Origin of the sequence: Trinickia sp. EG282A (assembly GCF_040965455.1) — a bacterium.
Classification (GTDB): domain Bacteria; phylum Pseudomonadota; class Gammaproteobacteria; order Burkholderiales; family Burkholderiaceae; genus Trinickia; species Trinickia symbiotica.
Map to the genome: position 1 here is coordinate 849,187 of NZ_JBFRCC010000003.1, position 24,630 is coordinate 873,816.

The 24,630-nt window shown below is 65.4% G+C and carries 22 protein-coding genes; 3 read left to right on the forward strand and 19 right to left on the reverse strand.

The window, feature by feature from the left end; translation table 11 throughout:
* Positions 1-12: 12 nt before the first annotated feature.
* A complete protein-coding gene (locus tag AB4Y31_RS18325; RefSeq protein ID WP_368675123.1) occupies positions 13-1,467 on the forward strand; it encodes an HDOD domain-containing protein in 1,455 nt (484 codons plus the stop codon).
* A 70-nt stretch (positions 1,468-1,537) separates the two neighbouring features.
* Here the strand turns inward: AB4Y31_RS18325 and AB4Y31_RS18330 are convergent, their stop codons facing one another.
* A complete protein-coding gene (locus AB4Y31_RS18330; protein WP_368675124.1) occupies positions 1,538-2,896 on the reverse strand; it encodes an EAL and HDOD domain-containing protein in 1,359 nt (452 codons plus the stop codon).
* A gap of 242 nt (positions 2,897-3,138) precedes the next feature.
* Between AB4Y31_RS18330 and AB4Y31_RS18335 the strand changes: the two genes are divergently transcribed.
* Positions 3,139-3,537, forward strand: a complete 399-nt coding sequence (locus AB4Y31_RS18335; RefSeq protein ID WP_368675125.1) for a hypothetical protein — start codon at positions 3,139-3,141, stop codon at positions 3,535-3,537.
* Positions 3,538-3,553: 16 nt separating this feature from the next.
* On the opposite strand, the gene AB4Y31_RS18340 is transcribed toward AB4Y31_RS18335, so the two are convergent.
* The 18 genes from AB4Y31_RS18340 to hpnI form a co-directional block, all read right to left on the reverse strand.
* The gene (locus AB4Y31_RS18340) at positions 3,554-4,330 is read right to left on the reverse strand and encodes an ATP-binding cassette domain-containing protein (RefSeq protein ID WP_018439036.1); all 777 of its coding nucleotides are present in this window, start codon (positions 4,328-4,330) and stop codon (positions 3,554-3,556) included.
* Positions 4,330-5,328, reverse strand: a complete 999-nt coding sequence (locus AB4Y31_RS18345; RefSeq protein ID WP_368675126.1) for an ABC transporter permease — start codon at positions 5,326-5,328, stop codon at positions 4,330-4,332. Before AB4Y31_RS18345 ends, AB4Y31_RS18340 begins: the two co-directional genes overlap by 1 nt.
* Positions 5,328-6,407, reverse strand: coding sequence for a sugar ABC transporter substrate-binding protein (locus AB4Y31_RS18350; protein ID WP_368675127.1), 1,080 nt, complete (start codon positions 6,405-6,407; stop codon positions 5,328-5,330). Before AB4Y31_RS18350 ends, AB4Y31_RS18345 begins: the two co-directional genes overlap by 1 nt.
* A gap of 289 nt (positions 6,408-6,696) precedes the next feature.
* Positions 6,697-7,785, reverse strand: coding sequence for a succinylglutamate desuccinylase (gene astE, locus AB4Y31_RS18355; protein ID WP_368675128.1), 1,089 nt, complete (start codon positions 7,783-7,785; stop codon positions 6,697-6,699).
* Entirely contained in the window at positions 7,769-9,109 is a 1,341-nt protein-coding gene (astB, locus tag AB4Y31_RS18360; RefSeq protein WP_368675129.1) for an N-succinylarginine dihydrolase, read from the reverse strand. The genes astE and astB overlap by 17 nt, the downstream gene beginning before the upstream one ends.
* Before the next feature lie 35 nt (positions 9,110-9,144).
* Positions 9,145-10,608 (reverse strand): succinylglutamate-semialdehyde dehydrogenase, encoded by a 1,464-nt coding sequence (astD, locus tag AB4Y31_RS18365; RefSeq protein WP_368675336.1) that lies wholly within the window; start codon positions 10,606-10,608, stop codon positions 9,145-9,147.
* 5 nt (positions 10,609-10,613) lie between these two features.
* Positions 10,614-11,672: an arginine N-succinyltransferase gene (gene astA, locus AB4Y31_RS18370; RefSeq protein ID WP_368675130.1), complete on the reverse strand. Its 1,059-nt coding sequence runs from the start codon at positions 11,670-11,672 to the stop codon at positions 10,614-10,616.
* A complete protein-coding gene (locus tag AB4Y31_RS18375) occupies positions 11,669-12,922 on the reverse strand; it encodes an arginine N-succinyltransferase (RefSeq protein ID WP_368675131.1) in 1,254 nt (417 codons plus the stop codon). Before AB4Y31_RS18375 ends, astA begins: the two co-directional genes overlap by 4 nt.
* Positions 12,923-12,951: 29 nt before the next feature.
* Positions 12,952-14,214 (reverse strand): aspartate aminotransferase family protein, encoded by a 1,263-nt coding sequence (locus tag AB4Y31_RS18380; protein WP_368675132.1) that lies wholly within the window; start codon positions 14,212-14,214, stop codon positions 12,952-12,954.
* Between the two features lie 96 nt (positions 14,215-14,310).
* The gene (locus AB4Y31_RS18385; RefSeq protein ID WP_368675133.1) at positions 14,311-15,435 is read right to left on the reverse strand and encodes a GlxA family transcriptional regulator; all 1,125 of its coding nucleotides are present in this window, start codon (positions 15,433-15,435) and stop codon (positions 14,311-14,313) included.
* A gap of 5 nt (positions 15,436-15,440) precedes the next feature.
* A complete protein-coding gene (locus tag AB4Y31_RS18390; protein ID WP_368675134.1) occupies positions 15,441-16,235 on the reverse strand; it encodes an ABC transporter ATP-binding protein in 795 nt (264 codons plus the stop codon).
* A 21-nt stretch (positions 16,236-16,256) separates the two neighbouring features.
* Positions 16,257-16,970, reverse strand: a complete 714-nt coding sequence (locus tag AB4Y31_RS18395; protein ID WP_368675135.1) for an ABC transporter permease — start codon at positions 16,968-16,970, stop codon at positions 16,257-16,259.
* Complete coding sequence (locus AB4Y31_RS18400) at positions 16,967-17,656, reverse strand: ABC transporter permease (RefSeq protein WP_368675136.1); 690 nt, start codon at positions 17,654-17,656, stop codon at positions 16,967-16,969. The genes AB4Y31_RS18395 and AB4Y31_RS18400 overlap by 4 nt, the downstream gene beginning before the upstream one ends.
* Positions 17,657-17,721: 65 nt before the next feature.
* Positions 17,722-18,018 carry a hypothetical protein gene (locus AB4Y31_RS18405; protein ID WP_368675137.1) on the reverse strand — a complete coding sequence of 99 codons (297 nt, stop codon included), beginning with the start codon at positions 18,016-18,018 and terminating at the stop codon, positions 17,722-17,724.
* A gap of 18 nt (positions 18,019-18,036) precedes the next feature.
* Complete coding sequence (locus AB4Y31_RS18410) at positions 18,037-19,116, reverse strand: lysylphosphatidylglycerol synthase domain-containing protein (protein WP_368675138.1); 1,080 nt, start codon at positions 19,114-19,116, stop codon at positions 18,037-18,039.
* Positions 19,113-19,982 carry a hopanoid biosynthesis-associated protein HpnK gene (hpnK, locus tag AB4Y31_RS18415; RefSeq protein ID WP_368675139.1) on the reverse strand — a complete coding sequence of 290 codons (870 nt, stop codon included), beginning with the start codon at positions 19,980-19,982 and terminating at the stop codon, positions 19,113-19,115. Before hpnK ends, AB4Y31_RS18410 begins: the two co-directional genes overlap by 4 nt.
* Positions 19,983-19,986: 4 nt before the next feature.
* On the reverse strand, positions 19,987-21,408 hold the full coding sequence (hpnJ, locus tag AB4Y31_RS18420; protein ID WP_368675140.1) for a hopanoid biosynthesis associated radical SAM protein HpnJ: 1,422 nt from the start codon (positions 21,406-21,408) through the stop codon (positions 19,987-19,989).
* A gap of 93 nt (positions 21,409-21,501) precedes the next feature.
* The gene (gene hpnI / locus AB4Y31_RS18425) at positions 21,502-22,701 is read right to left on the reverse strand and encodes a bacteriohopanetetrol glucosamine biosynthesis glycosyltransferase HpnI (RefSeq protein ID WP_368675337.1); all 1,200 of its coding nucleotides are present in this window, start codon (positions 22,699-22,701) and stop codon (positions 21,502-21,504) included.
* 617 nt (positions 22,702-23,318) lie between these two features.
* Between hpnI and pdxY the strand changes: the two genes are divergently transcribed.
* Complete coding sequence (pdxY, locus tag AB4Y31_RS18430) at positions 23,319-24,170, forward strand: pyridoxal kinase PdxY (RefSeq protein WP_026229365.1); 852 nt, start codon at positions 23,319-23,321, stop codon at positions 24,168-24,170.
* Positions 24,171-24,630: the final 460 nt, after the last annotated feature.

The following is a 24,630-nucleotide window of genomic DNA, read 5'->3' on the forward strand; positions in this document are numbered from 1 at the left end:
GAGATCGACGACATGTTAAAGGCCGCGCTGCTCGACAAGTTGTGGGCGCGCATGAGCGAGCGCGGCGACTTCCCGATGCTGTCGCAGTCGTTGCGCACGACGATGGCCGCGATGAAGAACGACGATCTCGACTTGACGGCCCTCGTGCAGGTGGTGCTGTCCGACTTCGCGCTGACGCAAAAAGTCCTGCGGCTCGCCAATTCGGCGATGTACATGGCGTTTGGCGGCAACATCACCACGGTGACGAGAGCGCTCATGGTGCTCGGCATGGATGCCGTCGGCCATCTCGTCGTCGGTCTCAAAATCGTCGATCATTTTCATCAAAGCGCGCCGCATCGCATCGACGCCAAGCTCGAGTTGAGCCGCACGATGCTTTCGGGTTGCGTGGCGCGCAAGCTGACCGAGCGCATCGACTTGCGCGCCGGCGAAGAGGCCGTCGTCTGCACGCTGATGCGGCAGGTGGGCAAGCTGCTCGTCGTCTGCTACCTGGAAGCCGAATGGGATGCGATCCGCCGCGAGGCCGAGAGCGGCACGCTCGACGAAAGCGCGGCCTGTTCGGCCGTACTCGGCGTGAGCTTCGAGGAGATCGGCCTGGAGGCCGCCACGCGCTGGCGGCTGCCCGACATGATTCGCGCCGGCATGGGCACCTACGAGCCGGAAGCGGATGAACCGCCGCAGGTTCAGTGGCTGCGCGCCGTCACCAACTTCTCGACCGAAGTGGCCGACGCGCTCACCGCGCCGAGCACGGCTGCGGATAGTGTCGAAGCGCGGCTCGCGCAGCTCGCGCAGCGCTATGGTCACGCACTGTCGACCGAACCGGAAGCGCTCGTCGCCACGAGTATCGCGCTTGCGCGCGAAGAAGCCGGCGAAGGCGTCATGCGCGAGATCGACGAGCTGCGGGCGAGCGCCGCGACGATCGCGCGGGCCTCCGTCGACGCCGAGACGCGCATCGCGGCCGGCATCGAGGATTTGCGCGCGCTACCTTCGGAGAATGCGCTCGCGCCCGTGCTCGCCCTCGCCTCGGAAACCGTGCTGGCGAGCCTCGGCTTCGCGCGCACCGTCGTCTTCGTGCGCCAGACCACGGGCGTTTTCAAAGCCCGGCTCGGCTTCGGGCGCAACGTCGATCAGGTCCTGCCGATGCTCCAGTTCGACGAGGCCTTCGAACCGGACGTCTTCCATCTCGCCATCGCGAATTCAGTCGGGATCTTCATCGAAAACGCGCACGATTCGAAGATCGTCGTGCGATTGCCCGCGTGGTACCGCGAGGCGTTCGCGGACGCCCGCGCGTTCGTGCTGCTGCCTGTCGCGGCGAACCAGTCGACTGTCGCGCTGCTCTACGGCGATTGGCTCCATGAGGAGGAGCCGCGCAAGATCTCGCAAGTCGAAATGAGCGCGCTCAACGAGCTGGCGCGCGAACTCGGCCGCTTCTTCAACCGCGCGCCGACACGCGAGGTTGAAACGCTCTGAGCAACGCACCGCAACCTTGCGTGCGTCCCTCGGGGGGGTGTGACGCGAGGCGCCAGATTCGGGAGCGCTCTCAATCCTCGAAATGGTCGAGCCCCGCGTGCTCCTCGCTCTGGTCGGCGGAGCTCGCCCATGCCGCGGCGGCCGTGGCGAGTTCCGCGAGCTCGCTCGCGCTCAACGGCGCGAGCGTCGCACTGGCGCGATCGAGCGCGGCCCAGTCGGCCCGCTCGAATGCCTCGATCGCATCGAGCAATGTGCCGAGCGTGCCCGTCCGATGCAGGATGGCCGCGCGGATGTGACTGGAGAGCGTGAGCGCCTCCAGCGTCTCTTCGAGCGAGCCTCCGAAAACAGCATCGACGAGCGAGAACACGCCGGTCAGGAACGCGCCGTCGACGACCTTGCGATCCGCCTTTGCAAGCCGGGCAACGGACATCTCCATGAATCGTGCGCGCGTCGCGGCCATCTGCACGAGCGGGTCGTCTTCGAGCCGTACCTTGCGGCCGTCGGCATAGAGCAGCAACTGTGTCCAGCGCGCGATGCGGTTGGTGCCCGTTGCCGTGATCGCATCGCGCAGCGTCTCCACCTTGCGGCCGATGCTCGCCTCCCCGGAGTTCGCGAGACGCATGAGATGCATGACGAGAACGGGGTTCAGCTTCAGTTCGGCTTCGAGCTGGGTCACGGTCGGATCCGCCGTCAAGAGGCGCAGCAGGTTCAATAGCGCCTGGCGCGGCGCGCTAGCCCGCCGCGTGGCCTGCTTGTGGCCGCGCGCGAAAAAATACCCTTGGAACAGATCAAAATGCGCCGCTTTCGCCCGCTCGAACGTCTCCTGCGATTCCACGCCGAGCGCGATCAGGATCTTGCCGGCCGACTTCAGCGCGCCGGACAGTTTGGCGAGCAACTCCGGGTCCGTTCGGTCGACCTCGACCTTGATCGCGTAGGCGTAGGGCAAGAGCTTCGCGAACGTCGCGGTCGGCTGCGTCACGTGATCGAGCACGAATCGGTGACGCTTCGCGTGCAACGAGACGAGGCGCGCGACGAGCTCGGTATCGGCCTCGATGTCGGGCGGCAGCTCGAGAAAGAAGCGATCGGGCGATATGCGCGCGAACGCATCCGACAAAAGTAATGCACGGCTGACGTTCAGATAGCCGCGGTGAGCGCCGAGCGCGGCGCGCACACCGCTCGCGCCGAGCATGGCCAACGTTTGCGCCGCGGCCGCATCGGCTTCGGCGTGGGGCTTGCGCTCGCCCTCATCGTCGAGGGCGGTGTCCGCCACGCGGCTCGGCTCGCGCGCGATCAGCTCGAAACCGTGCAAGAGGCCATCGGCGTCGACCAGAGGCTGCCGCGCGGGATGCAAGATCTGCGGGTGCCCCTCAGCCAGCCGCGCCTGGCCGCCCGCCTGCAAGCTCACCCCCGTATCGTTCGTGATCCCCATCAGCCTCTGCCCCTTTCGATGCGCTTACGTTCTTTTTATCGCTTCCGGCCGCGACAGCTCAAAACCGGAGCGGATTTCGGCGGATTATACGATGGGGTCGGCGATGGCGATAGGGCGAACGGGACCGCGCGAATGCGCACACAACGCAGCAGCCTGTTGGAGCGCCGCCTGCTCGCGACGCGTATGCTGAAAGACCGAAGAAGACTGCGAGACCTCTCATGCCGTCCACCCCGAGACGGACGATGACCGCACTTGCCGCGGCTGCGCTCGTCGGCAGCCATGGCGCTCCCTCGGCGAGCCAGCCGGACGAAGCGGATCATGGCGCGCCGAGCGTGGCGCTAGGGCCCCACTGGCATGGCGACATCAGTCAGTTTCGCCAGCACGACATGCGTCTGTGGCAAAGCGGCCACTGGCGCCACCGCAGGCACGGCGGCCGCCTCGCATGGTGGTGGGTGGTCGGCAGCCTCTGGTACTACTATCCGGGGCCGGTCCATCCGTACCCGGACCCGTTCGTGCCGCCGCTGGTGGCGCGCCCGCCGGCCGGCGGGCGCTATTGGTACTACTGCCAGTCGGCCGAGCAATACTATCCGTACGTCACCACCTGCCCCGCGGGCTGGCGTCCCGTGCCGGCCGCGAACTGAACCCGGCTCGCGCCCGTCACTGCCGGCCGTTACGCAGGTCTCGATACTCGCGCCGCACGATGTCCATCAACTCCGGCACCGATGTTCTCGCCGCCTCGCTCTCGTAAGTGACGCGGCCACGCTGCATCAGCACGATGTGGTCGGCGATATCGAGCGTCTGCGCGTAGTTGTGCATGATCATGGCGATCGACAGGTCGCCCTTCTGCTTGAGACGGACGATGAGGTCGATGATGAGACCCGCTTCGCGCGCGCCCATCGCGGCAAGCGGCTCGTCGAGCAGCAAAATGCGCGCGTCGGAGTTGACCGCGCGCGCAACGGCGATCGCCTGCCGTTGACCGCCCGAAAGCTGCTCGACGGGCAGATCGACGGACGGAACATGCACCCCGATGTCCTCGAGACATTCCGCCGCGCGCTGCCGCATCGCTCGGTTGTTCAAGAGTCGGAATGGCCCGCGATGGACGATCTCGCGGTTGAGAAACATATTGTGATAAATGCTGAGCGAGTTCGCGAGCGCAAGGTCCTGGTAGACACACTCGATGCCGAGCGCGCGTGCATGATCGACCGATCGCAGCATCGTCTCGGCGCCGTTCACGAAGAGCTTGCCGCTCGTCTGCTGATGGAAGCCCGTCAGGATCTTCATCAACGTCGACTTGCCCGCGCCGTTGTCGCCCAGGATCCCGAGGATCTCGCCGCGCCGCAAGGTGATGCTCACGCCGTCGAGCGCGGTCACCGCGCCGAAGCGCTTGACGATATTCTCGACGCGCAGCGCTTCCTCCCCCCCTGCCCCCGACATCACGGCTCTCCCTTGCGCGCGAGACGCATGAGGTGAATGTTGATGATCATCGCGACGACGATGGCCGCGCCGAGGATCATGTTGAACGTGAACGCATTGATGCCGACGAGCGTAAAGCCATCGTTCAGAATGCCGAGCACCGCGGCGCCGATGAACCCGCCGATGATCGTGCCCGAGCCGCCCGCGAGCGGCGTGCCGCCGATCACGGCGGCGGCGACGGCGAGGAACATGATCTGGTTGCCGCCCGCCTGCGGATCGATCGACGTGATACGAAAGCCTTCGAGTATGCCCGTGAAGCCGGCAAGGACGGCCGCGAGGATGAAGTTGCCGAGCTTGAGGGTGCGGATTTGAATGCCCGCTTCGCTGGCGCCCAGCGCGTTCGCTCCCGCCGCGATCGTATGGAGCCCCCAGCGCGTGTGCCGCAGCAAGACGTGCATCGCGGCGGCGATGACGACCGCCCAGAGGATTTCGCTATAGCCCCAGGCCCCCATGAACGATGCGAACGCCTCGTTTTCGGGCGGCGTGACGGGCGTGCCTTGCGAAATCGTCAGGGTGAAGCCGTTGACGAAGAAGAGCGTGCCGAGCGTGGTGACGAACGACGGAATCCTCAGATAAACCGTCAGCGCGCCGTTCACGAACCCCACGACCGCAGCGGCGAGAATGCCGATCAGCAGCGCCGCCCAGGCGGGCGCCCCCGCCTCGTTCGCGAAGTGCATGATGAACGGCGCGAAGGCGAACACCATGCCCGCCGAGAGATCGATTTCGCCGCCGATCATCAGCATGATCTCGCCACAGGCGATGATCGCGGCGGGCGCGATGAACTGCGACAGGTTCGTGAGGCTCGCGGACGTGAGCAGAAAGTCGTGATTGACGACCTCGAAGTAAGCGCCGAGCAGCAGCGCCACCACGAGGATGCGAAGCTCGGCCGAGCGCGCGACTTTACCCGCCCGCAGCTTCAGGCGCTGGCCTGCGCTGCGGGAGTCAGCGATGGAAGACATCACGATTTGATCGCCCCACTGTGAGGCACGATCTGCGCCTTGGTGCTCTTGCCTTCATAGCGCGTCGAAGTGTTGAGGTAGGGCTCGACCGTGTCCTTCGTCACGAACTTGAGGCCCGTGTTGATGTTGGCCGGCCCGACGAGCCCGCCGGACGCCAGGAACACGAATGCCTCGAGAACAGTATAGAAGCCCTGGACATAAGGCTGCTGGTCGATCGTGAAGTCGAGCACGCCCTCGTGAATGAGCTGCACGGTGCGCGGCAGCAGATCGAAGCCTCCGCCATGCACGCCCTTCGACTTGAGGTTCGATTCCTTCATCACCTCGGCGACGCCCTGCGTGCTGCCGGCATCGACGGCGAACATGCCTTTCAGGTCCTGGTGCCCGAGGTAAAACGACTTGATCTTCGAGAGCTCCTCGTTGACCGTCGCGCCCGTCGCGATCTGCTGCGCATCGATATTCTTGCCCGACTTCTTGATGGCGTCCTTCGCCCCATCGAGACGCGGCTGGATGTTGAGCTGACCCGGTGTGGCAATGAAAAGCGCGACGAGACCGCTATCGATCATGCTGGCGATCCGCTCGCCCATCTGGTAGCCGGACAGATATAGATCCTGGCCGATATAGGCGAGGCGCGGATTCGATTTGCCTGCGGGAGCGTCGGCGTTGTAGGCGAAGACCGGAATGCCGGCGTCGAGCGCTTTCTGAATCGGCGCGTTGAAGGCATTCGGGTCGACGATCGGCACGGCGATCGCATCGGCCTTCGCGGCGACGGCTGCGTTCAGTGCGTTCACCATCTCGGAGACATCGGCGTTGGCCGATCCCGTCCACTGATAGTCCATGCCGAACATCTTGCAGGCGTCTTGGATGCCGTATTGCGTCGGCACGAAGAATGGATTCGTCGTCACATGGTTGACGAAGACGATTTTCCAACGTTTGTGGGCGGGAAAAGGCTCGCCCTCGGCCGCCTGGGCTGGCGTGATCGCTCCGCCCAGTAGAGCCAGGGCCGTCGCCAGACCTGCGCCCTGTAGTAGTCCGCGCCGTGTACCGCTTACTTCTTCCATCTCTTCGGGCTTTTCCGCCATGACGGCCTCCTATTTTTGTTTCTTGAACGTCACCTCAAGTCGAGAAAGAAAGCGCCCGCGGAGAACGCGAGCGCTCAGCGTCACAACCGTGCGCCACCGTGAATGCTACGTACGCGCCAGATGGTTCCGCAGCAGGCGGCGGGGCCTGAAAATGCTATCTCAGCCCAGTATCGTCTAATAATCGATGTATACCCTTAACTAGTCCGACTATTTTGCATGCAATCGGCTCAATCCTGCGACCCGACACAGAACCATTTACAGAAAGCATTTATAAATAGTCGGACTTCTCTCAGCCGTTATCGGACGTTAGCTCAGCGAGTGTCTCCGAGGTCGTTTCCACGACGATCAGTCCCGCGCGCAATCCACGCTTCACGGTTGGATTGGGGAAGACGATACGTTCTTCGTCGCGCGATACGACGTAGCGATAGTCCCCGTCGACGGCAAGCTGCGTCCCTTTCGCAAGCGGCGTGAAATTCGGCACGTCGGCGGCGAGGTTCAGTTCGAACGCGTCGCTCAACTTCGTAATCTGATCGACGACGGTAAACGCGCGCGGCATCGGCGATTCGCCGCGGAACGGCGCGCCTGATATCAATGCGCGCACGGCGTCATCGGCCGCGGCGAAACGCGTCAAGTCGTTTTGCCCGAACGGCCGGACCTTGCCGAGCTCCAACGTGCAAGCCGTTGCGCCGAAAGTCTCGGCCGTGAACTGCGTGTAGGTATTGCCCTTCGCCGTATGCAGCAATACGGCGGCGATTCGTGCCCGCGCGAGCCAATCGAACATCGCCCGCGAACGGGGCGCTTCCGTGTGCGGCAGCAGCGCGAACTGCTCGAAGACGGAGGCGCGGATGGCCGTATGCATGTCGATATGCCAACGCGCCTGAGCGGGCGGTGCGGCAGCGTCGGCGCCCGGCTCGAAAAACCGTTCGGCCGCCGCCTCGAGCGCCATCGCGCGCGGCGCCTCGTGACTTTCTGGCAAGAGCGTGTGCCGCCCGCAAAAAAGCCGATTCAAATCATCGTCGATATAGCGGCAACCCTCGCGCATCGCGTCGAGATTGCCGAGTACAACGAGAAGCCGGCAGGCGAGCGGCAGCGCCCCGGCCGCCAGATCGGCAACGAGCCGCGAAAGGAGCTCGATCGGTGCGGTCTCGTCGCCATGTATACCGGCCGAAAGGAGCACGCTCGCCGGAACGCATTCCGCGCGTGCCGCCGGATCCGCCGACGTCGGTTCCAGCTCGAGCAGTCCGCCGCCGCGCCACGTGTACCGTAGGCCGGCGCACTCGCCGACAGCCTCTCCCGCGCCGGGCTGCGCTCCCGACAGCGTGAAGCCGAGAAAATCGGCGAGCATCGGCGGCAGCTTCGATTCAGCGCTGGAAGTCATAGAGCGATCCCACGCCGAGAATCTGCGTGAGCTCATCGAGCGCCGTCCGCGATTCGACGATCAGCGCCGGATCGGACAAATCGTCGGGCGCGAGCCGGTCGCGATAATGCTTGCCGATCCATCCATCGAGACGCGCGAACAGCGCATCGTCGATCCAGACGCCCGGCTTCACCGCCGCGCGTTCCGCCTCGTCCAGAACGACGCGCAAGCGCAGGCAAGCGGGCCCCCCGCCGTTCTTCATGCTTTCACGCAATTCGAAGACGAGCACTTCGCCGATCGGCCCGCCACCGGCGACGAGGTCGTCGAGATAGGCCGACACGCGCGGGTTCTCACGGCACTCCTGCGGAACGACGAGCACGTCGCGGCCATCGGGCCGCGTCAGGAGCTGGCTGTTGAAGAGATACGACGAGACGGCGTCGGATACGGTCACGCGCGCCTCGGGCACCTCGATCACATTGAACGTCGCATCCAGCGGCGATAGTTGTGCGCGCAACCGATCGTATACGCCCGCCTGATCGACGAACGCGCGTTCGTGGCAAAAAAGCGTCTCGCGATTGCCGACGGCGATCACGTCGTTATGAAACACGCCCTCGTCGATCACCTCGGGGTTCTGCTGCGCATAGACCGTCGCGTCTTCGCGCAAACGGTGGCGCTGCGCGACGGCGCGGCTCGCCTCGAACGTCTGGCGCGCCGGATAGCGCCGCGGCTCGGGCCCGCGCCGATATTCGCTGCGGCCGTAGACGAAGAACTCGACGCCGCGCTCGCCGTATTGCGAGCAAAAACGCGTATGGTTGGCCGCCCCCTCGTCGCCGAGCGCGGGCGTACCCGGCAGCGCCTCGTGCACGGCAAAGTGCCGCTCGTCAGCGAAGATCGCCGCCAAGGTGCGGCGCGTCGCTTCGTGCTCGATCGCGCGATGCAGCTTGCTCGTCAGATTGGCCGGCGTGAAATGCACGCGCCCGTCCTCGGTATCGGCCGAAGGGCTGACCGTTGCGGCGTTGGCCGTCCACATCGCGGACGCGGAGCTCGCCGCGGCAAGGAGCTCGGGCGCCTCTTTGGCCGCGCGCTCGATTACGCGCGCGTCGCTCCCCGAAAATCCGAGCTCGCGCAAAAGACGCAGCGACGGCCGCTCTTGCGGCGGCAACACGCCTTGCAAAAAGCCGAGATCGGCAAGCCGCTTCATCTTGCGCAAACCCTGCTTTGCCGCGGCAAGCGGATTGGCGACCGTCTTCTCGTTCGTTTGCGAGGCGACGTTTCCGAACGACAGTCCCGCGTAGTTGTGCGTCGGCCCCACGAGCCCGTCGAAATTGGCTTCCCGTGCTTGCATCGTCGATCCTTCGTCGTTCCGTTTTATCCAGTTTTCTAGAAATGGAGCCCCGGCGGCACGCTCGCCGGCATCCGCAGCTGCGCGCTCTCGACCGAGGCCATCGGATACGCGCAGTAATCGGCCGCGTAATAGGCGCTCGGCCGATGATTGCCGGAGCGTCCCGTGCCGCCGAAAGGCGCCGCGGACGACGCACCGTTCGTCGGCCGGTTCCAGTTCACGATGCCCGCACGGATCGTGCGGTGAAACTGCGTCCACGCCGCCTCGTCATCGGCCAGCAGACCGGCCGAGAGGCCGTAGACCGTATCGTTCGCGCGCTCGATCGCCTCGTCGAACGTCGCATAACGGACGATCTGCGCAAGCGGGCCAAAGTGCTCTTCGTCGGGCAGATCGCGCACTTCCGTGACGTCGAGAACGGCGGGACTCACGAAACCGAGCTCCGGGTCGCGCTGCTCCATCCGCAACAATCCATGCGCGCCGCGCTCGATGAGCTTGTCTTGCGCCGCGACGAGGCGCGCGGCCGCTCGCGCCGATACGACGGCGCCCATGAAAGGCTGCGGCTCAGCGTCGTAACGTCCGTAGGCAATGCGCGAAGTCACGTCGACGAAGCGAGCAACGAAACGATCGCCGAACGCTCCACGCGGTACGAAGATTCGACGCGCGCAGGTGCAGCGCTGTCCGGCCGACAGATACGCGGACTGAATCGTGTGATGAACGGCCGCGTCGAGGTCAGCCACCTCAGCGACGACGAGCGGATTGTTGCCGCCCATCTCGAGCGCGAGCACGATCTCGGGCCGTCCGCCGAACTGCTTATGGAGCAGCGTGCCCGTATCGGAACTGCCCGTGAAGAAGAGCCCGTCGATCTGCCGATGCTGGGCGAGCGCGATGCCCGTCTCCTTCTCCCCTTGCACGAGATTCAGCACGCCCGCGGGCAACCCGGCGTCGCGCCACGCCTCGACCGTTGCGTGCGCCACGGCCGGCGCGAGCTCCGACGGCTTGAAGACGACGCAGTTGCCGGCGATCAGCGCGGGCACGATATGTCCGTTCGGCAGGTGGCCGGGAAAGTTGTAGGGGCCGAAAACGGCGACGACACCATGCGGGCGATGCCTCAAGACCGCGACGCCGTCGACCATCGCCGTGCGCTTCTCGCCCGTGCGCTCGTGATAGGCCGCGATCGAGATGTCGACCTTCGCCGCCATCGACGCGACTTCGGTTCGCGCCTCCCACAACGGTTTGCCAGTCTCGCGGCCGATCGCGTGAGCGAGCGCTTCCTTGCGTTCGGCGAGGATCGCGGCGAAACGGCGCGCGATCTCGCAGCGCGCTTCGAGCGACGTCGATGACCAGCTCGCGAACGCGCGCCGCGCGCTCATGACGGCGCGCTCGACGTCGTCGGCCGTCGCGCTTTTGCCCTCCCAGACGATCTCGCCCGTCCCGGGATTGCGTGAGCAGAACGCGTGGCCGTTCGCCGCGACCCATGCGCCATCGATGAAGAGTCCTGTCATTTCGATCATCCCTGCTTGTTTCTTGTGAGCGCGAGCACGCGCACGGCATCACCGTCGCGCACATGTAGCGCGGCGGCGTCGGCGGCCGCGAGACGCATCGCGCCCCCTTCGGCCGCGCCCGGCACCGTGCCGACACGAAAATCGGTGAGCACGGTGTTCGACACGAGCGCGCGCGGTGCTCCGGCAACGCCCTCCGAGTCGCTCAGGCGTGCGGCCGCGGAGTCATCGATGACGACCGGTACGACGACGCTCTCGCGCATCGTGCGTAAGTCGTCGATGTGGCATTCGAGCACGGGGCCGGCGTCGAAAATATCGACATGATTCTCGTAGCGCAGCCCCTCCGCTTCGAGCATCTTGCGCGCGGGCGCCGTGTCGCGATGCGTCTTGCCGATGGCGAGCCGCGCTTCTTCGGGCAGCAGATCGGCATAGACCGGATAGCGCGGCATCAACTCGGCGAGAAACGATTTGCGGCCGTGCGCGCTCAAATAGTCGGCTTCGTTGAAGTCGATCTGATAGAAATGCACGCCCACGGCGCGCCAGAATGGTGACGTGCCCTCCGCGTCGAAATGCCCGCGCAACTCGGCGCAAAGACGATCGGGGAAGCGATCGCGGAACTGGGCGATGAACATGAAGCGCGAACGTGACAGCAACCCGCCCACGCCGTGCGCGCGGTAGCGCGGCGAGAGGAACAGCGAGCAAACCTCGGCATAGCCCGTGAGATCGTGCGCGATGTTGAGCAGCGACATCTTCGTCCAGACGCCGAGCTCCTGGCTCGCGTGCACGACCGTGCTCACGCGGTAGTTGTAAAACGGCTGATCGAGGCCGACTGCTGTCTCGATCCCGCAGACGCCGGCCACATCGCCCGTCGCGGAATCCTCCATGACGAAGAAGTAGCCCGATTCCTGCGGCGCGGCGCGGCCCTCGATCGTCCTTTTCGATCGCTCGATGCGCGCGACGAGCGCATCGCGATCGGGCTTGAACGTGGTGAGGCCGGGGCCCGTTTCCTGCGCGAGCGCGACGAGCGCGTCGATGTCACCAGTCGTGACGGCGCGAACGACGATCATCGGCGAGCTCCTTGCGCAGCGGATGCGGAACTGGATGAACCGCGACCGGAAGCCGGTTCTTCATAGAGATCGGCGTCATCGTCCGCCGCCTCGCCTCGATCGGCCGCGCGCCGATGCAGCGGCACGCAGCGAACCAAATCGCCATGCACGACCTCGAGCACGGCACGAGCCGCCGACGCGAGCGTCGCGCCCTCGCTTTCGTCGGCGGGCAGTTCGGCCAACAGGCAGCGAAACTCGCCTTCGCGGTTGCTGGCGACGAGATAGGTCGTAGTGTCGGGCGCGCCGGCCGCAGCCGCGGCTGCGCCCGCCGACTCGGCCGCCGTCTCGGGCGCCCGCGGCGCGCCGTCCGTATGCCTCGGCTCGGCCGTCTCGCGCACCATGCGCGTTTCATTGTGCGTCACGCACGCGCTGCGATCGACGTGCGCGGTCAGCACCGGCCCCGCATCGAAGATGTCGACGAAGCGATCCGGCTCGAAACCTTCCTCGAGGTGAATGTCGTAAGCCAGCAAGCTCTTCGGGTTGGGCTCGCCGAGTACGCGCTGCGCGGCTTCGGGCAGAAGCGGCACGTAAAGCGGATAAGACGGCATGACCTCTGCAATGAACGTCGCGCTGCGTCCGCCCGAGATCTTCTCGATTTCAGGAAAGTCGCGGCCGAAGAACCGTCGGCCCACCGCCTCCCAAAACGGTGACACACCCGCGTCGTCGGTCACGCCCAGCAGCAGCGAAAACACCTCCGATGTAAAGCGCCGGCGATTCGCGGCGACGTACATCATTCGTGCGCGCGAGAGCAGATGTGCCGCCGCGGCGGCAGCTCGCGGGGGGAGCGTTTCCGCTCGCGCGTGACCGCCGTCCAGCACCGACGGGTCGAGATAGAACCCGGCAAGCCGGCTCTTGCCCGTCAGCTCGTGCGACATCGTGAGCGCATGAACCTTGCGGCTCACATGAAGCTCTCGCGACGCATGGATCAACGCGTCGTTGCGAAAGGCGTAAAACGGCGCCGCGTAGCCGGCCGAGGCGACGATGCTCGAGGTGCCGAGCAGTTCGCCCGTCGCGCTGTCTTCGAGCACGAAGAGATAGAACTCCTCGCCCGGGAAGTCCACGTCCGCGCGAAACGAATCCTCGGAGAGCGCCACACGCGCTTCCAGTGCCTGCCGATCGTGCGGCAGCGAATGCAGCACGGGGCGCGCCGCGCGGGCCATTTTCTCGAGCGCGTCGAGGTCGGAGAGTCTTCCGGGGCGTACGAAAAGCATCGTCGTTCCAGTCTCGGTGGCGTGCCCGGTCAACGCGCCGCGACGTTCGTCGCGCTCGCGGCTTGGCTTGCTTCGGCGCTCGCGCCGGCAACCTGCTCGATCGCCTTCTCGAGCCGCCGGAGCCCCTCGTCGAGGTCGGCGTCGGCAATGATGAGCGACGGGGCAAAGCGCAGAACGTTCGGCCCCGCGATCAGCAGCATCAGGCCGTGCTCGGCCGCTGCGTTGACGAAATCCTTCGCGCGGCCTTCGTAGGCGGTAGTCAGCTCCGCGCCGATCAAGAGGCCCTTGCCGCGAATCTCCTTGAAGAGACCGAAGCGCTTGCCGAGCACATCGAGCCGCGAGATCAGCGTCGCACCGCGCCGCTTGACGCCTTCGAGCAGCGCCGGGTCGCTGACGAGTTCGACGACTTTGTCCGCGATCGCGGCGCCGAGCGGATTGCCGCCGTATGTCGTGCCGTGCACGCCGACCTTGAAATGCGCGGCGAGCTCTTTCGTGGTCAGCATCGCGCCGATCGGAAAGCCATTGCCGAGCGCCTTGGCCGTCGTCAGGATGTCCGGCGTCACGCCCGTGTCCATATAGGCATAGAAATGCCCCGTGCGGCCGACACCGGTCTGCACTTCGTCGAAAATCAGCAGCGCGCCATGCGCGTCGCAAGCCTCGCGCAGCGCACGCAAGAACGCCGGATCGGCCGGGATCACGCCGCCCTCGCCCTGAATCGGCTCGACGATGACGGCGCACGTCTGCGGGCCGATGGCCTCACGCGCCGCCGCAATGTCGTTGTAAGGCAGATGGCGGATGCCGGGCGGCACCGGGCCGAACCCTTCCGCGTACTTCGGCTGGCCGCCGACACTGACCGTGAAGAGCGTGCGCCCGTGAAACGACTGCGCGAACGAGACGATTTCGAACTTCTCGGCACCATGCCGCTCGACGGCCACGCGCCGTGCGAGCTTCAGCGCCGCCTCGTTCGCCTCGGCGCCCGAATTGGCGAAAAACGCCCGTTCGGCGAACGTGAGCGCCTCGAGGCGCTTCGCGAGGCGCAACACCGGCTCATTGGTATAGGCGTTGCTGACGTGCCAGAGCCTTTCGCCCTGCTCACGCAACACGCGCACGAGCTCGGGATGCGCGTGGCCGAGCGCCGTCACCGCGATGCCGCCCGTGAAGTCGACATAGTCGCGCCCTTGTGAGTCCCATACGCGCGAACCTTGGCCGCGCACGGGAATGAAAGGCGCGGGCGAGAACACGGGCACCATGACGTCGTCGAACGTCCGGCGGTCCACAGCGAATTCGTTCATGGCAGATTCCTCGTTGAGGTAATGGCGATAGTTTAGAAAACGTTCGCGGCTCCGTCTTGCTCATGCGCGACGCGATTTATCGGGGTTCGCCGCACCCTATTCGTTCCGCGTCGCCCCGCGCGGCTCGGCATCGAGCGGCTCGATGAGGGCGCCGACAGGCGGTTCCGCCGCAAAAGGCGCACCCGTCCCCTGTTGCTTGGCGATCCAGCTGCGGCGCTCCTCGCGCGGCGTGATGCCGAACCGCTCACGATAGGCATTGGAAAAGTGCGCCGCCGACGAAAACCCGCAGGCAAGGCTTACCTGCACGATCGATTTGCTCGTGCGCCGCAACTGCATCTGCGCTTTCGTCAAGCGCAGACCGAGGTAGTACTTCGACGGCATGGCCGCGAGGTATTGACGGAAGAGCCGTTCGAGCTGCCGGCGCGAAACCCCGACGAGCTCGGCGATCTCGTCCGTCGTCAGCGGATCCTCGATGTTGGCCTCCATCAGCTTCAACGCGTCGTTCAGCCGCGGATGGCGCTCGCCCGGAGCCGTCACATACGGAATGCGCTGACGTTCCTCGCCGGCGCGCAGCGCCCCGAGGCCGAGCGCATCCGCGATCCGGTGGGCGAGCTCGGGACCGTGATCGCGGGCAATCATTGCGAGCATGAAGTCGGCGCTCGCCTGCCCGCCGACGCAAGTAGCGCGGTCGCGATCGATCTCGAAGATTTGTTGCGTGACGATCGAGCGCTCGAACTCCTCGGCGAACTGCTGAAAGGTCTCCCAGTTCACGCTGACGCGGTATCCCGACAGCTGGCCCGCCATCGCAAGCCACCAGACGCCGTGATGAATGCCGGTGACGAACGGCGTGCGCTGACCGACGCGCGAGAGCGCCGCCAGAAAAAGCCGGTAATCGGCGAACTGCTGAAAGCGCTCGGTCACGACGATGAGCCAGTCGCAGGCGACGCCATCGCCAAACGCACCGTGGGCCGGCAACAGCGCGCCGCCGGAGAGCGGCACCGGGCGTCCGTCCCACGAATAGACTCGCGCCTGATAGAGCAAGCGGCCGTCGATTTCGTTCGCGAGCGTCAATGCGTCGACGATCGATCCGATGCCTGACATCGAGACCGGCGGCAACGCGACGATCGCGACTTCGGTTGCACGGACCGGGGCAGACGAACGGTCGAACGTCCGCGTGGAGGAAGGGGCCGCGGGAAGCACGGCGGCCTCGCGCGCGCGCATTCGCCTTACTTGAGGCTGCCGGAGAGGAACTGCCTCAAGCGCTCGCTCTTCGGCTGCGTCAGCACGATCGAAGGATCGCCTTCCTCTTCGGTACGCCCCTGATGCAGGAACATGACGTGATTCGATACGTTGCGCGCGAAGCCCATCTCGTGCGTGACGACGATCATTGTGCGGCCTTCTTCGGCGAGCTTCTGCATCACCTTCAGCACTTCGCCGACGAGCTCGGGATCGAGCGCCGAGGTCGGCTCGTCGAAGAGCATGACGTCGGGATGCATCGCGAGGGCGCGCGCGATTGCCACGCGCTGCTGCTGCCCGCCCGACAGATGCGACGGGTATTGCTTCTCGAGCCGCGGCGCCAGGCCCACCTTTTCGAGGTACGTTCGCGCGCGCTCCTCGGCCTCGCGGCGCGAGAGTCCGAGCACATGAATAGGCGCCTCGATCACGTTTTCGAGCACGGTCATGTGCGCCCACAGGTTGAAGTGCTGGAAGACCATCGCGAGCTTCGTGCGAATCCGTTGAAGCTGTTTGTGGTCGGCGACTTCGAGATCGCCCGAGCGATTCGGCTTCGTCCGCACCGCTTCTCCGTCGACGACGATCTGGCCCGCGTTCGGCCGCTCGAGGAAGTTGATGCAGCGCAAGAACGTGCTCTTGCCGGATCCGCTCGCGCCGATGATGCTGATGACGTCGCCGGCCTTCGCCTCGAGCGTGACGCCCTTCAACACTTCGTTGTCGCCGTACCGCTTGTGGACGTCGAGCGCCGCGAGCTTGGCGGCGGCGGATTGAGAAGTCTGTTGGAGCACGATGCTCTCCCTGGAGCCTGATCAGTGACGGCCGACGGCCAAATACGCAAGCCAGCGCCGCTCGGCGCGCCTGAACGCCGCGACGAGTGCGAACGATACCGCAAGATAGATCAGCGCGGCGATGCCGAACGCCTGGAACGACATGTAGGTCGCCGAGTTGGCGTCGCGCGCGACCTTCAGGATGTCGGGCACCGTGGCGGTGAATGCCACCGTCGTCGCATGCAGCATCAGGATGACCTCGTTACTGTACAACGGCAGCGCGCGTCGCAGCGCCGAGGGCAGGATGACCCGACGGTACATCGTCATGCGGCTCATGCCGTAGGCGCGCGCGGCCTCCACCTCGCCATGCGTGATCGAGCGGATCGCGCCGGCGAAGATCTCGGTCGTGTAAGCACCCGTGTTGAGCCCGAACGCCAGAATCGCGCAGTTCAGGCCGCTTCGAAAAAACTCGCCCGCTACCGGGTGCGCGCGCACGATCGCGAGGCTGTAGACACCGCTATAGATGAGCAACAACTGTACGTAGAGCGGTGTGCCGCGGAAGACGTAGGTATAGCAGCGCACGGGGAGCGAGAGCCAGCGGTTCTTCGACACCCGGGCCACCGCGAGCGGCACCGCCATGACGAAGCCGATCGCGAGCGAGGCAACGAGCAGCCACAGCGTCATGGCGAGGCCGGACACGCTCTGGCCGTCCCAATAGAGAAAGGCACGGCCGAATTGGGAAAGAATCTCAATCATAGATCCGCCTGCCTGACACCAATCGAATAGCGTTTATCGAGCCACGCGAGCGCGACGTTCGAAACCGTCGTGATCGCCAGATAGATGAGCGCCGCCACGAGGAGGAAGAAGAACGTGTTGAACGTGCTCTTGCCCGCATCCTGCGCGGCCTTCACCACGTCGGCGAGGCCGATGATCGAAACGAGCGCCGTGGCCTTGACGAGCACTTGCCAGTTGTTGCCGATGCCGGGCAGCGCAAAGCGCATCATCTGCGGAAAGAGGATCCGCGCGAAGACGCGCGCCCCGTTCATGCCGTATGCCATGCCCGCCTCCAGCTGGCCGCGCGGCACGGCCAGGAATGCGCCGCGAAACGTCTCCGTGAAATAGGCCCCGTAGATGAAGCCGAGCGTCAACACACCGGCCGCGAACGGGTCGATGTCGATCTGCGCCATCCCGAGCGCGTCGGTCAGTTGGTTGACGCCGATCTGGATGCTGTAGAAAAGCAGCAGCATCAGCACGAGGTCAGGCACCGAACGGATCAATGTCGTATAGGCCGTTGCAACAGCCGTCATGGCCCGGCTACGAGAAAGCTTAGCTAGCGCGCCGGCCAGTCCGAGCACGACGGCAACGCCGAGCGACAGCAGCGAAAGCTCGACCGTTCGCAGCGCGCCCGCCAGGAGGATTGGGCCGAAACCGTAAAGGAACACACGCGTCTCCGTTTCTTGACTCGTTCGTCATTCGGGGCCGATCGTCGCAATCGCAAAAACTTTGTTCAAATGGGGGCGTCGCAGTCTGTTGCACTGCAATATCCGATGGCCGGAAGCTCGATGCCGCGGCAAGCCGGGTTTCCTGATGCATCGTCGCCGCGCGCCAGCCGATCGGCCAGGTGCCATTGCACAAATTTCGCGTCGCTTTTTCGATATTCGGCGGCCGACGCTCGCGTGGCGACCTGTTGGTATCGTCGGACAAGAACACGACGTGGTTCTCGCTTGGAGCAGAAAAGCGAAAAACCGGCCGTCACCTTGCAATGATCGGCCGGCCGGCAATTCTTTATGAGGCGCGACGCCATGCGCGGCGCGCCAAAGCGCTATCGCACGAGGTCCTGATCGCGCGCTTTGTCTGGTTCGTGCTCGCGCATGGCATCCCCATGCGCCGATGCTTCGGTCGTTGAATTGGCCACGGCCGGTGCGCGCCGAAGATGCATCTGGCGGCGAGCCCGCCCAAGCTCGGCGAGCTGCCATGATCCGAGCGCGATGGAGCCGAAAATGACCTCGCGCATCCGCTTGACGAGCGCGAGCGAAAGCGCGACTTCGTGATCGACACCGAACATCTGCGCAAGCAGCACGACGGCCGCTTCCTGCACGCCAAGGCCCGCCGGCACCATGAACGCAGCATGACGGACCGCCTGCGTGAGCGCTTCGATGGCGACCGCGCCGCTCACCGAGACGGGATGCCCGAGCATGGTGAGCGCCCAATATGTCTCGAGCGCGCCGAGCAGATACCCCGCGAACTGCCAGAGGAAAGCGCGCAGCAATGTGCCGGGGTGGGACATCAGCGCGTCGATCTCGCCATCGAGGCGCTTGCCGTCGATCCCCTGCAGCAATTGATGCTCGTTGCCGAGCGCGCGCGCCGCGAAACGCTCGATCGCATGGAAGACGCCGCCGCGCCGCAAAAGGGCGACCGCGAGCACAGGCAACGGCAGCGACAAGCCGAGCGCCAGCGCGATTGTCTTGACGCCGCCGCCGTCGGTCGTGGCGAGAATCAGCACGAGCCCGAGCGCGGAGAACGCATATTGGACGGCGATCGTGATGAGCACCTCGACGATCACCGATGCGCTGACAACGCTTGCATCGTGCACGCGCCAGCGCGCGAGGCGAATGCCGACGATTTCGCCGCCGACGCCGACCGAGGGCAAGAGGCGGCTCACCGCCTCACGCACCGATGCGATCCACCAGAGGAAGGCGAGCGGCGCACGCCGGCCCAGCAATACGTACCAGGCGACCGCATCGAGCAGCAGCGGCAGCGCATGGAACGGTACGAGCCAAAGCAACGCGAAACCGGCTTCCCCGATCACATGAACGACGTCGCCCACGCCCTCGTGCACGACGAGCGCAAGCAGAATCGCCACGCCGATCGGCCATCCGGCCCACTTCAGCCATTTCGTCATAACCGGCCGCCCCCTCGCTCGACCCCACGGGGAAAACGAGCATCGCCCGTGCCGCAGACGTCCATGAAACCGCCGCGCGCGATGCCCGCGATCGCCGCCGCCACACGGGGCGAAACGAGTGCGGCGAGCTCATCGGCGTGACGGTAGTCGCGCATCGACGGCGTGAGCGGCGCCTCGCCTCCTTCGGCCGGGTGACAGTAGATCTCGCCGACGCCGGCCGGCAAGCGAGCCAGCGCGTCGAGCATCGCAGCCTCGTCCATGCCACCGGTGCGGGCGATACCGACGACGTAATCGTTATGGGCAATGCCGGCCCGCGCCAGGCGCGAGCGCATGAGCGCGATCCACGGCGTGAGCCACCACGGCGCGTGCGCCTCGAACGGCAGGCGAACGGCGCGCAGGCCATACTCGCGGCCAATCGAGAGAACCAGCGAGAGTACCGTCGGATGCACATGGAAGTGCTTGTGCGCATTGACGTGATCGAGCGGCAAGCCCGTCGCCGCAAATGCTTCGAACTGGGCGCGGATTTCACGCGCGAGCTGTGCGCGTACCGTCGGAAGAAAGAAGAAGCGAAAGCCGTCGCGCACCATCGCATCGCCGAAGCGGCCGTCGGCGCCGACGAGCGCCGGGATCTCGTTAGCCGGCAGCGTCGCGCGGCCGTCCGCGAGCACGAGGTGAAGACCCACGCGCAAACCCGGCAGCCAGCGCGCCCGCGCGACAGCATCGCGCGCGGCCGGCGCGCTGACCATGAGACTCGCGGACGTCAGCACGCCGTCGCGATACGCGCGCTCGACGGCCGCGTTCACGCGCTCATCGAGCCCGAAATCGTCGGCCGTGAAGATGAGCGCGCGCGCCGCCGGTGGGGTCAATTGATCATGCCTCGTGCGCGCGCAGGAAACGGAAGAACTCGACGCCCTCGCGCAGGCGCCGCTTCATCATCTCCCAGCTCGTCAGCATTTCGCGCACGATTTCCCAGATCTTCGAGGGACGGAAATAGAACTCTTTGTAGAACTTCTCGAGATGGTGATAGATCTGCTCGCGCGACAAATGGTCGTAACCGATCGCCGCGAGCTGCACCCCTTCCTTGCTGACGAGGTTGATCGTCTTGTTCTCCTCGAGCCAGCCGTTCTCGACCGCCTGGTTGTAGAGAAAGGTGCCCGGATACGGCGCGGCGAGCGAGACCTGAATCGTGTGCGGGTTGATTTCCTTCGCGTACTCGATCGTCTTTCTGATCGTCTCTTCGGTCTCGCCGGGCAGGCCGAGAATGAAGGTGCCGTGGATCTTGATGCCGAGCTTCTTGCAGTCGGCGTTGAAGCGCCGCGCGAAATCGGTGCGCAGGCCCTTCTTGATGTTGACGAGGATCTGGTCGTCGCCGGACTCGTAGCCGACGAGCAAGAGGCGCAGGCCGTTTTCCTTCATCACCTTGAGCGTCGAATACGGCACGTTCGCCTTCGCGTTGCACGACCAGGTGACGCCGAGCTTGCCGAGCCCGCGCGCAATCGCTTCGGCGCGCGGTGCGTCGTCGGTGAACGTGTCGTCGTCGAACATGATCTCCTTGACCTCGGGCATGTTCTCCTTGATCCACTTCACTTCGGCGAGGACATTCTCGACCGAGCGCACGCGGTAGCGGTGGCCACCCACGGTCTGCGGCCAAAGGCAGAACGTGCAGCGCGATTTACAGCCGCGGCCCGTGTAGATGGACACGTACGGATAATTGAGGTAGCCGATGAAGTAGTTGTCGATCTTCAGGTCGCGCTTGTAGACGGGCGCGACGAACGGCAGCTCGTCCATATTCTCGATCATCGGACGCGCGCCGTTGTGCTCGATCGAGCCATCCTTCGCGCGGTAGCTCAAGCCGAGGATCTGGGAGAAATGCTTGCCGTCCGCGACGTCCTTGCAGGTGTAGTCGAACTCTTCGCGGCAGACGAAATCGATCGCCTCGGTGGCCGTGAGCGAGTTGTGCGGATCGACGGCGACCTTCGCGCCCACCATGCCGATCAGCACCGAAGGCTTCCTCTTCTTGAGGTGCTCGGCGAAGAGCGCGTCGCTCGGAAACGACGGCGTGCTCGTGTGGATGATGACGAGGTCGTACTGCGTCGCGATGTCGAGCGTGGCTTCGACCGAAACGCCGTCGGCCGGCGCGTCGAGCACGCGGCTATCCGGCACGAGCGCCGCCGGCTGCGCGAGCCACGTCGGATACCAGAACGAACGGATTTCGCGCTTGGCTTGATAGCGCGAGCCGGCTCCGCCATCGAAGCCGTCGAACGAGGGGGCCTGCAAGAACAGGGTTTTCATGAATGCTCCGGCAACCTGTATGGATGCTGATGTCAAATGGGGAGAGCGCGTGAAGCGGTGCGCTCCCGACGATGTGCTTCCAAACCGATTCTTTCAGGGGCCATCGGACCCCTCCGCCACGCGCGCGACGACCGGCATGCGCGCGCCGCGCCAGGTGACGTGCGAGCCGAACACCGCGATGAGCCATTGCACCGCGAGCAAAGCGTCGCGCAACGGCACGAGCGGCAAGTCCAGGCAGAACTCACGCGCATTGCGTGAACCGCGCGCATGCAAGCCGAGCCGCGCCAGCGTGCCGACGGCCGCAGAGCCGACGAGCGCGGCGTCGTGCACGAATGCGCCGCCGTGCCCGAGCGCGAGCAGCGCCGCCGTCACGAGCCACGGCGAGGTGAACGTGATGAAGAGGAATGCGAAGCCGAGCGGATTGATCGAACGGATCGTGCGCAGCCAGCGCGTCTCGCGCGTCCAAAGCGACGAGAACTCCGATTCGATGACGTCCGTATCGACGACGACCTCGGAGAGCACCGTTGTCAAGCCGAGCTTGCGCGTGTGTTCGGCGAGCCAGTAATCGTCGGCGAGACAGTCCTTGAGCGCGTGGAAACCGCCGATCTCGGCAAGCGTCGAGGCGCGCAGCGCGAGCGTCGCGCCAAAGCCGAACTGACGCGAGCCGGCCGCATGAGCGATGCGCACCGACGGCGCGAACCACTCGTTGATGAAGAGCGCGCCGACGCGCGTCCAGAAGCCGCCGACGCTGCGCGCCTTGTAAAGGCACGTGACGATCCCGACCCGCGGATCGGCCAGCGGCGCCGTGACCGATTCGAGATAGTCGGGCTCGACTGCGATATCGCTGTCGGCCAGCACGATGAGCGGGTGCTTCGCGTGCGCGGCGAGATTGATCAGGTTGCTGACCTTCAGGTTGTGCCCGTGCACGAGCGGATCGACGACGAGTTCGATCTCGCGCTGCGGATAAGCCGCCTGGAGCCGCCGCACGACGGCAATGGCCGGATCCTTCGGCGAGGAGACGCCGAGGAGCAGTTGATAGCAAGGATGCGTCTGCTCGCAGAACGTCGCGAGATTTTCGAAGAGCCGCGGCTCGGTGCCGCAAAGCGGCTTCAGCACGCTGACCGCTTCGCCCCACGGCCATACCGGCCGCGAGGCGCCCTGCGCGCAGTGCGTGTCGCGGCGCCGCCTGGCGCTCGGTGCGAACGGCATGGCGACCGCCGCCACCAGCGCATAAGCCGCCGCGATGCAGCAAAGCGCGACGAGCAACCAATCCGAAATCAGCGATGTCGTCATTGTCGTCACGATCGTCACCGTGCGGCGCCGCTCGAAGGCATGGAATCGGCCAGAAAGCCGAGCGCGGCCGTTCGGATCGCGGACGACCGGAATGAAAAGACACTAGCTGGCACGTTTCTTACTCCTTCGTTCATCCCCGAGCGGCCACCGGGCTGCCCGGGCCGCCGCCCAGCCCGGCGCGCGCGGATCGGTCAGTGGCGCTCGCCGCACGGGTCCGGTACGGGCCTTTCGCGTTCGCTCGGACGGCGGAAACGGGAACGAAGGTATCCCGGCGGACTCCGGAAGTCCCCCGAATACCGCTCGAGAACCGCACCCGACGCACTGCCCGTGCGTTGTTATCGTCGATCGCGCGCGCCGCCCTTGCGATTGGCGCTATCGGCCGACTGTACGCAAACCGTAATCTGTTTTGCAAACGGGCAATTGTATCAGCGAGAGTCGCAAAGCGCTTTGAAACGGGCTCCCGCAAGGGATCTCGTCGCCGGAAAGCAGCATTTATGCAACAAGCGCGCCTGCCGCGGCGATTTTTCGCGCCAGGGGGCGGGATCGCACGATGACGCGACGCAACAACTCATGTATCGTAATTCCAAATCTGCATGACGCGCGAACCGAAGCCCATCATGAAAAACGTCCTCAGCATTCAGCCGCATGTCGTCTTCGGCCATGCAGGCAACAGTGCGGCGGTGTTTCCGATGCAGCGCCTCGGCGTGAACGTCTGGCCGCTCGAGACGATGCAATTTTCGAATCATATGCAGTATGGCCACTGGGCGGGCAGCGCAATCGACGCGCCGCAAATGGCCGAGCTCGTCGAAGGCATCGGCACGATCGGCATGCTGCGGCGCTGCGACGCCGTTCTGTCCGGCTATCTCGGCTCGACTTCGCAAATCGATGCCGTCGTCGAGATCGTGCGCACGGTCAAAGCGACGAACCCCGCCGCCTGGCACTTCGCGACCCCTGTCATCGGCGCGGGCGCCGGCTCGAGCGTCGACGAGTATCTGCTCGAGAAGATCCCCGACATCGCTGACGGCCTCGCGCCCACGCACGATGCGTTGCAGAAGCTGGCCGGCCGCACGATCGAGACCGTCGACGAAGCCGTCGTGGCGTGCCGCGAGCTGATCCGGCGCGGGCCGCAGGTCGTCTGCGTCAAGCAGTTGCGCGACCGCAACAGCCCGGCCGACCGCATCAATCTGCTCGCGGTGACGCATGACGAAGCATGGCTGTGCCAACATACGCGCTACCCTTTCGCGCGGCAGCCTGTCGGCGTGGCTGAGCTGACGAGCGCGATCTTCGTCGCGCGCCGGCTTCTCGGCGACACGGTGCGCACGGCACTCGAACACACGGTGTCCGCCGTCCACGCTGTGCTGAAGGCGACCTTCGACGCCGGTCGCTACGAGCTCGAGCTCGTCGCCGCGCAGGACGATATCGCCAAGCCGCGCGAGTGGCTCGGTGCCTGGCTCGCCGAAACGGCCTAGCGTCGCGCGGCTTTGCGCGCCGAACCGTTGCTAGACCGCTGAATCACCGCCACCGGCGGAAAGCCCCTCGAGACGCCCTTAGCGTAATCCCTTATCTCGCCAAAATCCGGCGTGGCGAGCGTGTTTGCCCTGATTGCCCGCGCCGGTCGCCTGTGCCGAAATGCGCATGCGGAGCGACGCGAACGGTCAAGACGCACGCATATTGGCTTCCTATATTCGCGTCGAATGGCTGCCGCCGGGCGTCAACCCGCGCCCGAACCGCCCCTTGGGCGCCTGCGGCATGTCGAGGAAAACCACGAACGCCAGGAGGTCCCGCCACACGAGCGCGTCATCGAATAACTAGAAACACATTAGAGCCGTGCGCCGGCTCGGGTCCACTCGGATCGGGGTTGGGAGTGTCTTTGCGAGAGCCGGCATGCACGCCGTAGCCGTTTTCCATGTTTGCCGACAAAGGAAAGAA

Coding starts and splice junctions, on each gene's coding strand:
- astB (WP_368675129.1), bottom strand. CDS start 9,109: ATGCAAGCACGGGAAGCCAATTTCGACGGGCTCGTGGGGCCGACGCAC.
- AB4Y31_RS18330 (WP_368675124.1), bottom strand. CDS start 2,896: ATGGGGATCACGAACGATACGGGGGTGAGCTTGCAGGCGGGCGGCCAG.
- AB4Y31_RS18385 (WP_368675133.1), bottom strand. CDS start 15,435: ATGCGCGCGCGCGAGGCCGCCGTGCTTCCCGCGGCCCCTTCCTCCACG.
- AB4Y31_RS18345 (WP_368675126.1), bottom strand. CDS start 5,328: ATGTCTTCCATCGCTGACTCCCGCAGCGCAGGCCAGCGCCTGAAGCTG.
- AB4Y31_RS18395 (WP_368675135.1), bottom strand. CDS start 16,970: ATGATTGAGATTCTTTCCCAATTCGGCCGTGCCTTTCTCTATTGGGAC.
- AB4Y31_RS18380 (WP_368675132.1), bottom strand. CDS start 14,214: ATGAACGAATTCGCTGTGGACCGCCGGACGTTCGACGACGTCATGGTG.
- pdxY (WP_026229365.1), top strand. CDS start 23,319: ATGAAAAACGTCCTCAGCATTCAGCCGCATGTCGTCTTCGGCCATGCA.
- AB4Y31_RS18410 (WP_368675138.1), bottom strand. CDS start 19,116: ATGACGAAATGGCTGAAGTGGGCCGGATGGCCGATCGGCGTGGCGATT.
- astA (WP_368675130.1), bottom strand. CDS start 11,672: ATGATCGTCGTTCGCGCCGTCACGACTGGTGACATCGACGCGCTCGTC.
- AB4Y31_RS18375 (WP_368675131.1), bottom strand. CDS start 12,922: ATGCTTTTCGTACGCCCCGGAAGACTCTCCGACCTCGACGCGCTCGAG.
- AB4Y31_RS18405 (WP_368675137.1), bottom strand. CDS start 18,018: ATGGCGTCGCGCCTCATAAAGAATTGCCGGCCGGCCGATCATTGCAAG.
- hpnJ (WP_368675140.1), bottom strand. CDS start 21,408: ATGAAAACCCTGTTCTTGCAGGCCCCCTCGTTCGACGGCTTCGATGGC.
- hpnI (WP_368675337.1), bottom strand. CDS start 22,701: ATGACGACATCGCTGATTTCGGATTGGTTGCTCGTCGCGCTTTGCTGC.
- astD (WP_368675336.1), bottom strand. CDS start 10,608: ATGACAGGACTCTTCATCGATGGCGCATGGGTCGCGGCGAACGGCCAC.
- AB4Y31_RS18340 (WP_018439036.1), bottom strand. CDS start 4,330: ATGTCGGGGGCAGGGGGGGAGGAAGCGCTGCGCGTCGAGAATATCGTC.
- AB4Y31_RS18325 (WP_368675123.1), top strand. CDS start 13: ATGTTAAAGGCCGCGCTGCTCGACAAGTTGTGGGCGCGCATGAGCGAG.
- AB4Y31_RS18335 (WP_368675125.1), top strand. CDS start 3,139: ATGACCGCACTTGCCGCGGCTGCGCTCGTCGGCAGCCATGGCGCTCCC.
- AB4Y31_RS18350 (WP_368675127.1), bottom strand. CDS start 6,407: ATGGCGGAAAAGCCCGAAGAGATGGAAGAAGTAAGCGGTACACGGCGC.
- astE (WP_368675128.1), bottom strand. CDS start 7,785: ATGACTTCCAGCGCTGAATCGAAGCTGCCGCCGATGCTCGCCGATTTT.